The sequence below is a fragment of the [Eubacterium] eligens ATCC 27750 genome, from assembly GCF_000146185.1.
Lineage (GTDB): Bacteria > Bacillota > Clostridia > Lachnospirales > Lachnospiraceae > Lachnospira > Lachnospira eligens.
The window spans coordinates 293,190-306,327 of the sequence record NC_012780.1; the positions used below are offsets into that span (position 1 = coordinate 293,190).

Consider the following 13,138-nt stretch of genomic DNA (forward strand, 5'->3'; position numbering starts at 1 on the left):
CTGTTTTTTATGCAGCCTTTTTTGATTTATTAAATTCTGATCTTATAATTGTAGAAACCAGACCTCCAAGATTATTAACTGTCTTCTGATACATATAGTATTCTCTATATACAACAGATAAGGCATTAACTACAATGTCATAAGAATAGTGAACTGACAGACTTGCCAGATCATCAATCTCAATTTCTGTAAGTAGCATTGGTTTAAATGGAGCTGCAGATTTCTTATTTTTTATAGAGAAGAAATCGTTCAGATAATCAGGACAAATACCGCCAGAATTAACATAAGCCACATTCTGGTTGAACTCCCATATAAATTTTTCTAATGTTCTGGCATATTCATCATGAACACGAAGTTTTTCATTCTTAGGAATAAACTCTGTATCTATCTGGAATCTGACAACATCATCTTTAAAGGAAACAATAAAAATATCTGATTCCTGACCAAGCTTTTCCTTTATTACCGATGGCTTACAGTAAGCAGGAAGAAGATTTCTGATTTCTTTAATTTTCTTATAATCAACACTAGCTTGTCCTTTTAATTCAGGAGCATCAAGACTTAACAGTTCACGGATAAATATTCTCAATGAAACCAAAGATTTGATATTGCACAGTCTTTTATACAGTTCTTTGGATACAACAAGAAAACCTCGCCCACCCTTATTGGCAGGAAGGTAGTAGTTTTCGTAATCATTAAGAAGTATATTAATCAGTCCATATTCATTTTTAGAATATGAAATATATGTATATTCCTGAAGAGTCTTTAAGTTATTCCATATTGTGCGGACATTGCATCCAACATTAACTGCAAGTTCGCCGGCATCAAGATTTCTGATAATACCATTAGAATCAGGATGATAAAAATGCAGTAACATAAATAATTTTATCGCATTTGCTTTAAGCATAGGTCTATAGCCATAACGATTCTTTTCATTATGGTAAACTTTTTTATACACATTCTTATGGGCTAATGCTTTATGCGGACAATGCTCACAGGTACTGCATGCATCAGAATATGCCCGGCTGTCTTTGCCAAATGTTTCAATGACAGCTTTATATTTACAGTTAATGCAGGCTGCATTATTATAGTCAATGGTTTCTACAGTGGATTCAATTACTTCTGTGTAATTTTTCTGGATACCAAGAGACTGGATTATAACTGATTTACCTATATTTGCAAAATTATCCAAGCATTTCACCCCCTTTTAGACCATAATTTAACAGTATTTTGGCAGGAAATCAAATTCTCTGTTTTACTCCGTTTTTATCCACATTACTGATATTTTTCTCTATTTTTACTCCGTTTTTATCTACAATTTTTAAAAACTGTGGTATTTTACTCTAAATATGTCTACGAAATTTCTTTGATTTTTTTTATGTAGACCACAAATTGCATATTTTGTGTGATTTACTCCAAAAATATCTACATTTAGGTTATGATGTGTTCATATAAAAGGTGCTAAACTAAGGAAATCTAGTATTTAAGCCAAAAATGTAGACATCGAACAGTTTTTTTGAATAAAAAAATGTAGAAAAACAATACTAAAGGAATATATTGCATTCAAATAAGCATACTTATGAGATATATTTTTATGAAAAAAAGCAAAATTTACTCCAAAAATATCTACATTTAATAAATTTACTCCAATTTTATCTACATTATATTAACTTCTTATTATAAATTTACTCCAAAAATATCTACATTTTTTCTTCAAGAATTAATCAAAATTTCAAATAAATCTTTAATAAAATTAAAAATGGCTTAAATAGGGCAGTAGTGAGCATTTTTTATATTAAATTATAAAAATAAACGACAAAACTCTATAAAATCCCATATTTAAGCCAAATAAAAAAAGGATAATTGAAATTAATCAATTATCCTTCATTATTCGACATCAGATTGTCAAATTAAAAAATGTAGACTTACATTCAATATTAAATCGTTTATTAATATCAAATATCAAAACTATCAATCAGCAATCCTTTATCATTCTTATCATTATCAGAATTAAGATCTTCAATCTCAGCATCAGACAACGGCAGAAAAGTTATAATAAACACGCCATTCTTTAATTCAAACTTTTCAATAGCAATATGATTATCGACAAACTCCTGAAGACTTTCCTGGATAAGCTGCAGATTTTTCTTTTTATTCTTGAGCTTGAATCTTACAATCTTCTGGAAGTATGTATAACTATATTCGTTAACTCTTGTTTCCTGATTAGCTATCTGTTCACGCTTTATCGCATAGCATATAATCTTTGAAAGGTTATTATCAAGAACATCATAAGAAGCAGAAGTAATAGAGATAAGCTTCTTCTGAATAATTGCGTTGCTTAGAATCTCTCCAAATTGTGCTATGGCATATGGCCGTTCCGCATCCTCTTTAATAACAATATTATCAAACAAGTTGAAATATATCTTACTGCCTTCAGCTTCATAAGAGAAGTTATACTCTACCAGTTTACGGCATGAATTACTAATCTTATTAAGAACATTCTTGCCTACATGATAATCAACAACCTCTTTACCCAGAGTATTAAGATCGACAACAACAGATTTCTCTTTAGAGAACTCCTGCATATTAATATTAGAGATAAATGCATTGACAAGTTTAAGGTCATCTGTATCCATAGACTTAGGTGGCGTCAGCTTACCATTATCCACAGTGACCTCTAACAGTTCATCTCCATCATCATCAGTAATAATTTCCTTTAACAAATTATTGGAAGCTGTTTCCATCATCAGAGTAAAAGAAGATGGGCTGAATAATGGTTTATCAACAAGGTCAACCGGATACATTCTTAGATAAGAATCAATGTTTCCGGCCAGCTCACTTTCTATATACTTCCATGCACTGATAATTAAATCATTCTTAAGAGAATTATATATTGAATTATTAGTGAAAGAGTAGAGTCCTGGAAAATCAATCAGAAGACTTCCGGAATCATTCTTCCATTTATTAGCTGCAACCTTCTTATCTTTGATAATATCATCAAGCTCTTTATCTCCATAAAGCTTGGCATATTCGTCAGGTCTTAATGATCTGGCCAGAGAAATAAAACTGGCAAGAGGATGCTTGGGATCATCAAGATTCATATTATCAATGTCATTATTGTATGCCTTATACCATCTGGCGCGTTTCTGAAGACGCGACTTTTTTATCTTGTTAATAATAGGCATTAAATCTTCACGACTCGTTTTACCTTCAAGATACTCCATCAATGTTTCATCTATAAGCTCTGCTACATTATCAGCTGGAAAATTCATGAGATTTCTTTTTTTATTATAGAATTCTAGAATAGCAGGGTTGATATGCTTGGCAAGCTCTTCTATAAATCGCCTAGAATACTGTTCCATATTAACTCCTTCAATTTAAATATAAATATATTATACGGACTTTCGACATAAAAAGCAAATGTGAACTGAGTTCAATCAGGAAGCTTTTCTTAATTATTTTGGGTTTTGTTTATTTTATTTTGATTTTATTGTGGAGGAATGGTATAATTTTGTTTGTGGTTAAGACATATGTCGTCATATTTAACTAAACTATACTACACCACTGCTTTAGAGAAAGGATAACATATGATATCAGCTAAATTTGAAGATGAGATATGGATATATTTCCAGACGAATTTGCGTCCAAGAACACGGAAAGAATATTGGAATGTTATAAAAAGTTTTGATAAAATAATCGGACACGACCCACTTAAATTAACAAGAAAAGAGGCAATGAATTATTACAACAACCTTATAGAGAAAGTTAACTCTGGCAGATTGTCATATAATACTGCAGTTATGCGTCTTTCAGTTATGAAATCTGTATGCACATTTATAGAAACTTATACTATTAATCATGGCAAACGATATGTTAATCATTTTGAAAGTATGTCTCTTCCAGAACAGGATAAAATATTGCCAAAAGATGCAATACCTAATACTAAAGAAATTGATAATCTTCTGAGTGCGGCATTAGATGCCAATGACAATAAAGCATTTTTAATATTTTCACTAGTAATTAAGATGGGACTTACCAATCAGGAAATATGCAATCTAAACAAGGAGTATATATGCCGAAATCAGACAGGGAATCTGTGTATTAATATGCCACCAAAGAATCATATAAGCAGATTTCTTATTATACCTGATGACCTTGGTACAATTCTTGATAAATATATTATGGCAGAGAATATACAGAGCGGCGCATTATTTACAAACATACGAAAAAACCGTATTAAAATGCGCGATACAGAACGTCTTCTTGCTTCATACACAGATAAACTTGTGAAAGCCAAAAAATTGCGGAAGCATTATACAATGCAGACACTCCGTCATGCAGCTATAAGCTATATGTTAATGGGAGGAGCATCTAAAGATGAAGTTGCTTCATACACTGGAGTAACAGGAAAATGGATGAACAGATATGATAAAATAATAGCTGACAATGTAATAAATGTAGCTGCTAATTATAATGTAATTAATATCAATCCTTCTAAAATTGACAAAAATGTATCTGAATAACTATAATTACACAATGAAAAAAATTCATAACTGTGGATTATACAAAAACATGTCAGGAGGGATATTATGATATATAAACCATACAAACATCTGGTTCAGTATTATGAAACAGACCAGATGGGAATAGTTCATCATTCTAATTACATAAGATGGTTTGAGGAAGCAAGGTCATTTCTTCTTGAAGAGAATGGTTTCGGCTATAAGAAAATGGAAGAATCAGGCATAATAAGTCCTGTATTATCAGTTAATGCCAGATATAAGTCTATGACTCATTACTATGATACTGTTATTATTAATGTCAAGGTTGTTAAATACAATGGTGTGAAGATTACACTAGAATATACTGTGATTGATGAAAAGACTGGGGAAGTAAGATGTACTGGCGAAAGTGAGCACTGTTTTCTTGATACATCAGGCTGTCCTGTATCATTAAAAAGATCTTTACCAGAATTAAATGTAATGTTTATTGATATGGCTGAAAATTAATAATATACATAAACCGCGATATAGCAATTTACTATACCGCGGTTTATTATTTACATATATTACTTAGATAAGACTCTCATAAAGCTTTGTAATCTCTTCTACGCTTGTTTCTCTTGGATTACCTGGACGGCATGCATCATCATATGCAGACTGTGCAAGGAATGGAATATCTTCTGGCTTAACAATATCCTTAAGATTAGCAGGAATTCCAACATCAGCAGCAAGCTTCTTAACAGCATCAATAGCAGCTTTTCTGTATTCATCCTGAGTCATCTTTTCTGTGCCTTCAACACCCATTGCCTTGGCAATATCACGATACTTTTCACCAGTAGCAGGTGCATTATACTCCATGCCTGTTGGAAGAATAATAGCATTAGCTACACCATGTGGTGTATCATAAAGTGCTCCAAGTGGATGAGCCATAGAATGAACAATACCAAGACCTACATTAGAAAATCCCATACCAGCTATGTACTGACCTAAAGCCATTCCTTCTCTTCCTTCAGGAGTATTATCAACTGCACCTCTTAAACTCTTGGCAATAATCTCAATTGCTTTAAGATGGAACATATCAGATAATTCCCATGCACCAGCAGTAATATAACCCTCAATAGCATGTGTAAGAGCATCCATACCGGTAGCAGCAGTAAGACCTTTAGGCATGCTTGACATCATGTCAGGATCTACAACAGCAACAACAGGAATATCATGAGGATCTACACATACCATCTTACGATTCTTCTCTGCATCAGTAATAACATAATTAATTGTAACTTCTGCGGCTGTACCAGCTGTAGTAGGAACTGCAATAATAGGAACTGCCGGATTCTTTGTATCAGCAACACCCTCAAGACTTCTTACATCAGCAAACTCAGGATTATTGATTATAATACCGATTGCCTTGGCTGTATCCATAGAAGAACCACCACCAATAGCGATCAAGTAATCTGTTCCTGCATTCTTGAATGCTTCTACACCTGTCTGTACATTCTCAATTGTTGGATTAGGCTTGATGTTAGAATATAATTCATAAGAAAAACCATTGTCATCAAGAACCTTAAGAACCTTTGCTGTCACACCAAACTTAACAAGATCAGGATCAGAACATACAAATGCTTTCTTAAACCCTCTTGACTTAACTTCTGTTGCAATCTCCTGTATTGCACCTGCTCCATGATAAGAAGTTCCATTCAAAATAAATCTCTGTGCCATAAAAACGCCTCCATAAATATAAAATTGTTCACTTTTAAAAGTTGACTATATTTTACCACTATGACAAAATAATAACAAGTTGATTTTATTAAAAAAGCATAATAAAATCATGATTTCTTATAAACAATTACCATTTAACTTCTGTCAGATAAATGTTATACTTATAACAATTGATTTTAAGCAATTTATTAATTTCAGAACCAGAAAGAGAGGTACAAATTATGAATATATCAGATAAAATAAAATACATCGGAGTTGATGATACAACAATAGATCTTTTTGAAAGCCAGTATGCTGTTCCAGAGGGTGTTTCATATAACTCATATGTAATCCTTGATGACAAAACAGCCATTATGGATACTGTCGACAAGCGCGGAATGAAAGACTGGGAAAACAATCTTCTTAATACTCTGGATGGAAAGAATGCAGATTATGTAATTGTCCAGCATATGGAACCTGACCATGCTGGAAGCCTTGCCAGACTTATTGAACTTTTCCCTGAAATCACTGTAGTAGGTAATGCTAAGACATTTGTAATGATTAACCAGTTCTTTGAGAATATTAATATTAAGAATTCTCTTACAGTTAAAGAAGGAGATACTCTTAATCTTGGTTCCCACACTCTTACTTTTGTTATGGCACCAATGGTTCACTGGCCTGAGGTTATGGTAACTTATGAAAGCAGTGAGAAGGTTCTGTTCTCGGCGGATGGATTTGGAAAATTTGGTGCTCTGTCGCTTACTGAGAATGCTGACTGGGCATGTGAAGCAAGAAGATATTATTTTAACATAGTTGGTAAATATGGTGCTCCTGTCCAGACCTTACTTAAAAAAGCTTCGGCACTTGATATTAAGACTATATGTCCATTACATGGTCCTGTATTATCAGATAACCTCGGATATTACCTTGACTTATATAACACATGGAGCAGTTATCAGCCAGAAAGCAAAGGTGTATTTATAGCCTATGCTTCAATTCACGGCAATACTGCATATGCTGCTGAACAATTTGCAGAAATGCTTCGTAACAAAGGCGTTGAAAATGTTGTTATTACTGACCTTTCAAGATGTGATATTGCTGAGGCTGTAGAAGATGCATTCAGATATGACAGAATGGTTCTGGCTGCTGCAAGTTATGATGCAGGTGTATTTCCGATTATGCAGGATTTTCTTCATCATCTTCAGGCAAAAGCATTTCAGAACAGAACAGTAGGACTTATTGAGAATGGCTCATGGGCACCTACAGCTGCAAAAACAATGCGAAACATACTTGAAACAATGAAAAATATAACAATTGTTGAACCTGTTGTCACAATTAAATCAGTTCTTAAAGAAACTGATATTCCTGCATTAGAGCAGTTGGCTGATGCAATTAAATAAACATTTCTCCATTAATAATGGAACAACAAAATTATCAAAGAGGGTGTTTTCATGAACAATTTCATTATTATAAATAAAGCAGAGCAGGATGTTGCCAAAGCAAAAGAACACTTATCTGTTCTTAAACAGAAGATAACTGATAGCAAAACTAAGCTTGAAGAAGCAAAGGCTGATTATGAAGCTAATGTTAATTCATCATGCACTGATAATTCAGGGCTTCACGAGCTTACATTATCTGTTGATCTTATAAAAGTTGAATTAAAAAAAGCAGAAGATTCTCTAACAACGCTTAATAATGATTTGGAAAATTCAAAAGAACAATCAAAGAAAGCATCCGAAATTCACTCTGCTGCAAAACAAAAAACAATTGAAACCGGCAATAAATTCTATGATGTTAAGAAAAAGGCTGATGCATTTAAAGACAGTATCAACAAAGTGTCAGACAATATGAAAGCTAAAAAAGCAGTATATGATGAATATCTTGATTCAGCCGATAATTCTACTGACAAAATAAATCAGGCTAAAGAAACTCTTGAAGCGCTTAATAAAAAGTATGCTTCTTCTGTTACTTCCATACAAAGTCTTCAGGAGGAGTATGACCGCAATACTGCATTAATTTCCGGAAGAAAAGCTATGCTTGAAAAAGCGGAAGCATCCGCTTCTGAAAAAAAGAAAGACTATGAACAGGTCCGTTCAGGTGAAACTATAAAGAAAGTTGCATATGACAGGGCTGTAGAAGCGCAGAATCGTCTTAAACCTGCATATGAAGAAGCTGTTGGTATCGAAAATTCAGCTAAAGAAGCTTATGACAATGCTGTAAAAATGCTTAATGAAGCTAACAAGGCTTATGATAATGCCATAGCTGATGAAGCTGCTAAAGAGAAAAATTATAACAGGCAGGTCGATACCGGCCGTGACTCACATAATTACGATTTTGATTCCATATTGGATAGTCTGCGTGCGGAGAGTAATAAGCTGGCAGATATTAAAGACTTCACAATTTCTAATCCTGAAATACAGGATTATTGCAAGAGTCTGATTCTCTATAATCTTTCTGTATGTAATTATAAAGACATAACATTTGGAGAATGGATAATTAATCTTCGTGGTCTTGGCGGTTTATCATATATTCAGGTAAGATTCACACAGAATGGTGTTCCTGCAAAATGTAATTTTTCATGTGACTGTAAAAAAGAACCTGATAATAGCATAGAAATATCTGAATGTAATATAACTGATATGTCAAATATTTCAAAAAAACATTTTATATCTAATAAAGATATTGTGAATGGAACTGATTTGTATCAGTTAAGTTTAAAATCTATACAGGATGACATAAACAGGGCTGAAATCAGTTACAATACTGCCAAAACCACAACTGATGATGCTGCTGTTCATCTTGAAGAATGTAAGAAAAATGTTCCCGGACTAAAAACTGATTACGAGAAAGCAGTTAAAAATGCTGAGTCTGTCAAAATGAATTATAATACACAGCGTGCTATGGTAAACCGGGCTAAAGCGGCATACGATGAGGAAGCTAAAACTACAGCTGCTTCTTACAGTATTTATAGTGAAGCCAAAAAGAAATATGACGAGATGCTTGAGGAATATAACAGAATAACTAGCAATACATCTTCAATTAATATTGAATATGAAAATGCTAAATCATCTGTTGAAAAAATCCTTAATGAAATTGATGCTGCTAAAGATAATATTAAACGACTTGAGGAATTTAATAATAATTCAAGTGATGTGTTAAATAAGGCAAAGCTTGAATATGATAAAGCTGTTGCTGATTATCAGGCAGTTCAACAGGAACAGGCTGATGCTGCACATAATATGCCGCAGCTAAAAAAGCTGCTTGATGAGTGTATTGAAGATGAAGAATTAAAGAAAAAAGCAATGGAAAATTCTCTTAATGATGAAATGAATCTGCGTAAGAAAATTAGCCAGACTAAAGATGAAATAAACAAAATTAAATTTAAGCTTCATGAAGCCTCAGAAAAATTAAGCAAAGCTCAGGCAAATTCTGATGCAACAGGAAGAACAACAGAATCTTTAAAGCTTGCATATGACAATGCAAAAACAGAATATGAAAAAGCTAATTATACATATACACAGAGCAGCAGCATAAGTAATCAGCTTTCAAAGGCATATTATAAGCTTAATTATGAAGCAACAAGAAGTGATTATAATAAAACAGATTTTGATAATGCAAAGTCTGTTTATGATAAAGCACTGATTGAATATACTAATCTTACCGGTATAACCTTTAATATGACAGACGAAACAGATACTCTTATCAATGAAACTGAAACATCAAAGGAAAAGGGATTATTTTCTAAATTTTTTGGCGGTAAGAAAAAATAATAATTAACTACATACTACAATATAAACAGGATGGACTAATTAATGCTTTCAACAATTGAATCAATTAACAGCGTAATCAATAACTTTATCTGGGGACTTCCCGCAATGATATGTATTATCGGTGTAGGAATGGTATTAAGTGTAAGAACAGGATTTATCCAGATAAGGAAATTTCCTTATGCAATGAAAATAACTATAGGGCGCATGCTTAAGAAGCGAAATGCTTCAGACGGCGCCCTAACGCCATTTCAGGCAGTATGTACAGCGCTTGCTGCTACAGTAGGTACAGGTAATATAGCAGGTGTCGCCGGAGCAATTGCGATCGGCGGACCTGGAGCTGTATTCTGGATGTGGATATCAGCAATACTTGGAATGTGCACAAAGTTCTCTGAAGTAGTTCTTGCAGTGCATTTCAGGGAGACCAATGATAAAGGTGAACTTGTCGGCGGTCCTATGTACTACATAAAGAACGGTCTTAAAAAACACTGGCACTGGCTTGCCTATCTTTTCTCAGCTCTTGGAATTCTTACAGTTTTCGGAACTGGTAATGCAACACAGGTCAATACAATCACAGCAGCAATAGATTCAGCATTGCTTAATTACAATATAATATCTGCTGACTCAACCCATATAGTTAATCTAATAATCGGAATTATAATCATGCTGCTTATTGCACTTATTATGATTGGCGGAATTAAAAGAATTGGAAAAGTGACAGAAAAGCTTATTCCATTCATGGCCTTATTATATATAATTCTTGCAATTGGAGTTATAATAGTTAATATTACAAATGTCCCTTATGTATTTAAGTCAATATTCCAAGGTGCATTTTCTCCAGCATCAGTTACTGGTGGTGCTGTAGGCAGTTTCTTTATGAGTATGAAAAAAGGTGTATCAAGAGGTATATTTTCTAATGAAGCCGGTCTGGGTACAGGTTCTATTGCGCACGCATGTGCAGATACAAGAAAACCTGTAAAACAGGGATTCTTTGGTATCTTTGAAGTATTTGTTGATACAATTGTAATCTGTACACTTACTGCTCTTGTAATTTTATGCAGCGGAGTTCCTGTAACATATGGACATGCTGCTGGTGCAGAGCTTACAATATCAGGTTTTACAGCTACCTATGGCGGCTGGATATCAATATTTACAGCTATTGCAATGTGCTGCTTTGCATTTTCAACGGTCATTGGCTGGGGACTTTACGGCCAGAGGTGTATTGAATTTCTTTTTGGTCCTAAATCAGCAAAGCCATTTATGGTTATTTACTCACTTGTTGCAGTTGTGGGTGCTACTATGAATTTAGGCTTAATGTGGAGTATAGCAGAAACATTTAACGGTCTTATGGTAATTCCTAACCTTATAGCAGTATTCCTGCTGTCCGGTACGGTTGTACAACTTGTAAAAGATTACTTTAACACAGAAGGTAAGAAGGTAAAATAATATGAAACATATTTTACTGATAGCTACCGGTGGAACCATTGCTTCTAAAGACTGTGGCAATGGACTTACACCGTGTATTGATGTCAATGCTTTAATTGAATATATTCCATTAGTCAGACAAATGTGCCGGATTAACGGAATATCATTAATGAATATTGATAGCAGCAATATGAATACAAATCACATTGCTGCCATATCAGAATGTATTAAAAAACACTATAATGACTATGATGGTTTTGTCATAACACATGGAACTGATACATGTGCTTATACCGCGGCTGCATTGTCATATCAGCTTATTAATCTCTCTAAACCCGTTATTCTTACAGGTTCCCAATTACCAATAGATGCGGATGCAACAGATGCTGTTATTAATTTGCAAAATGCAATTATATATTCATGTGAAAATATATCTGGTGTATTTCTTGCATTTTGTAATAAACTGATAGCCGGAACATGTGCCAAAAAAATTAAGACTAAAAGTTTTGATGCATTTGAAAGTATCAACTATCCTGTGATTGCTCAGATTGTAGAAAACAGGGTTTTATATAATAATCACCCATTCAAAAATAACAAAAACAATTATTATGATTTCCGTATTGAAACCGACATGTGTACTGATATAGCTGTTATAAATATTTTCCCGGGAATGAATTACAAGCTGCTGGACTATATTAATTCATCTTGCAGAGGTGTTATAATTGAAAGCTTCGGAATAGGCGGCCTGCCAGACAACATTATTGATTATATTTACAAGCTTACAGCAAATGGAATATGTGTTGTTGTCACAACACAATGTCTTTATGAAGGCGTTAATCTTGGAATATATGAGGTTGGGCGCAATCTTGCCGAAGCAGATATTATCAACGGAAAAAATATGACAGTTGAAAACCTTACGATGAAACTTATGTGGTCTTTAGCACATTTTAATACTATAGGTGAGGTTAAAGATTTTATGGAAAAGGAGTTGATTTAATATGCTAACTGAACAAAGACATGAAATAATTCTTAATCTGTTATCTGAAAAAGGCAGTATTACTGTTACCGAACTTAAGGAGGTGCTTAACACCTCTGAATCTACTATAAGACGTGATCTTAATACTCTTGATGAACAGGGCAGACTCACAAAGGTATTTGGTGGGGCGGTTGAAAAAAATAATGGTATATCCACTACCGAATTATCAGTTTCACAGAAAGCTGTGTTTAATACTGAAGAAAAAAAGAAAATCGCAATGTATGCTGCAAGGCTTGTAGCTCCTAATGATTTTGTATATATAGATGCCGGAACAACTACTGAATATCTTATTGATTATCTTGAAGAGAAAAATGCAACATATATTACTAATGCAGTGACACATGCAAGAAAACTTGCAATTGCGGGATTTAAAGTTATTCTTATCGGTGGAGAACTTAAAGGTATAACCGAAGCTGTTGTCGGTAATCAGGCTATTCTTACAATAGACCGCATGAACTTCAATAAAGGATTCTTTGGAACTAATGGAATAACTGAAAAATCAGGCTTTACGACACCAGATATCAATGAAGCATTAGTTAAAGAAACTGCATTTGCTCACTGTCATTTTAAGTATATTCTTGCAGACAGTTCAAAGTTTGGAGAAACAAGCGCCGTAACTTTTGGAAATATCAAGGATGCAACTATAATTACAGATAAAAAAAATGGCAGCTTTGCAAAGCTGCCAAATATAATAACTGTATGATTTCGTAATA

General features: G+C 33.6%; 10 protein-coding genes. 7 read left to right on the forward strand and 3 right to left on the reverse strand.

Annotated elements, in window-relative coordinates:
- Positions 1-7: 7 nt before the first annotated feature.
- Positions 8-1,198, reverse strand: a complete 1,191-nt coding sequence (locus EUBELI_RS11920; protein ID WP_012740617.1) for a hypothetical protein — start codon at positions 1,196-1,198, stop codon at positions 8-10.
- Positions 1,199-1,952: 754 nt separating this feature from the next.
- On the reverse strand, positions 1,953-3,359 hold the full coding sequence (locus EUBELI_RS11925) for a hypothetical protein (protein WP_012740618.1): 1,407 nt from the start codon (positions 3,357-3,359) through the stop codon (positions 1,953-1,955).
- 225 nt (positions 3,360-3,584) lie between these two features.
- Between EUBELI_RS11925 and EUBELI_RS11930 the strand changes: the two genes are divergently transcribed.
- Both EUBELI_RS11930 and EUBELI_RS11935 read left to right on the forward strand, forming a co-directional pair.
- Positions 3,585-4,520 carry a tyrosine-type recombinase/integrase gene (locus EUBELI_RS11930; protein WP_012740619.1) on the forward strand — a complete coding sequence of 312 codons (936 nt, stop codon included), beginning with the start codon at positions 3,585-3,587 and terminating at the stop codon, positions 4,518-4,520.
- 66 nt (positions 4,521-4,586) lie between these two features.
- Complete coding sequence (locus tag EUBELI_RS11935) at positions 4,587-5,006, forward strand: acyl-CoA thioesterase (RefSeq protein ID WP_012740620.1); 420 nt, start codon at positions 4,587-4,589, stop codon at positions 5,004-5,006.
- Positions 5,007-5,069: 63 nt separating this feature from the next.
- Here the strand turns inward: EUBELI_RS11935 and fucO are convergent, their stop codons facing one another.
- Positions 5,070-6,218, reverse strand: a complete 1,149-nt coding sequence (fucO, locus tag EUBELI_RS11940) for a lactaldehyde reductase (protein WP_012740621.1) — start codon at positions 6,216-6,218, stop codon at positions 5,070-5,072.
- A gap of 221 nt (positions 6,219-6,439) precedes the next feature.
- Here fucO and EUBELI_RS11945 point away from each other — a divergent pair, with 221 nt between their 5' ends.
- The 5 genes from EUBELI_RS11945 to EUBELI_RS11965 are packed head-to-tail and all read left to right on the forward strand — an operon-like array spanning position 6,440 to position 13,128.
- Positions 6,440-7,597 carry an FprA family A-type flavoprotein gene (locus EUBELI_RS11945; protein ID WP_012740623.1) on the forward strand — a complete coding sequence of 386 codons (1,158 nt, stop codon included), beginning with the start codon at positions 6,440-6,442 and terminating at the stop codon, positions 7,595-7,597.
- Between the two features lie 51 nt (positions 7,598-7,648).
- Complete coding sequence (locus tag EUBELI_RS11950) at positions 7,649-9,967, forward strand: coiled-coil domain-containing protein (RefSeq protein ID WP_012740624.1); 2,319 nt, start codon at positions 7,649-7,651, stop codon at positions 9,965-9,967.
- A gap of 42 nt (positions 9,968-10,009) precedes the next feature.
- Positions 10,010-11,410, forward strand: coding sequence for an alanine/glycine:cation symporter family protein (locus EUBELI_RS11955; protein ID WP_012740625.1), 1,401 nt, complete (start codon positions 10,010-10,012; stop codon positions 11,408-11,410).
- Between the two features lies 1 nt (position 11,411).
- The gene (locus tag EUBELI_RS11960; RefSeq protein ID WP_012740626.1) at positions 11,412-12,386 is read left to right on the forward strand and encodes an asparaginase; all 975 of its coding nucleotides are present in this window, start codon (positions 11,412-11,414) and stop codon (positions 12,384-12,386) included.
- A gap of 1 nt (position 12,387) precedes the next feature.
- Positions 12,388-13,128, forward strand: a complete 741-nt coding sequence (locus EUBELI_RS11965) for a DeoR/GlpR family DNA-binding transcription regulator (RefSeq protein ID WP_012740627.1) — start codon at positions 12,388-12,390, stop codon at positions 13,126-13,128.
- The last annotated feature ends 10 nt before the right edge of the window (positions 13,129-13,138 follow it).